Origin of the sequence: Flavobacterium artemisiae, from assembly GCF_042678225.1 — a bacterium.
GTDB lineage: Bacteria > Bacteroidota > Bacteroidia > Flavobacteriales > Flavobacteriaceae > Flavobacterium > Flavobacterium artemisiae.
Map to the genome: position 1 here is coordinate 1 of NZ_JBHUDZ010000023.1, position 571 is coordinate 571.

Here is a 571-nt window from a genome sequence, read left to right on the forward strand (position 1 = left end):
CTTTACCTACAAAGCAAACGACGGAACAGCAGACAGCAACACAGCAACAGTAACTATTACGGTTACTCCTGTAAATGATGCGCCTGTAGCGAGCAATGATTCTTACACAGTTTTAGAAGGTGGAACTCTTACTGTTACTGCAGCAAATAGTATATTGTCAAACGATACAGATGCAGAGAATAATCCGCTTACAGCAGTTTTAGTTACAGGTCCATCACATGGAACCCTGACATTAAATTCAAATGGAACTTTCACATATACCCATGATGGAAGTGAAACCACAACAGACAATTTCACTTACAGAGCCAATGACGGAACAGCGAACAGTAACACAGCAACAGTAACTATTACGGTTACTCCTGTAAACGATGCGCCTGTAGCGAGCAATGATTCTTACACAGTTTTAGAAGGTGGAACGCTTACTGTTACTGCAGCAAATAGTATATTGTCAAACGATACAGATGCAGAGAATAATCCGCTTACAGCAATTTTAGTTTCGAGTCCATCACATGGAACCCTGACATTAAATTCAAATGGAACGTTCACATATACGCACGATGGAAGTGAAACT

Annotated in this window: 1 protein-coding gene; it reads left to right on the plus strand. The window is 40.5% G+C overall.

All coding sequences use genetic code 11. The features are described from left to right. Window positions 1-571, plus strand: a 571-nt coding sequence (locus tag ACFSC2_RS25240) for an Ig-like domain-containing protein (RefSeq protein WP_379818739.1), incomplete at both ends; no start/stop codon positions are given.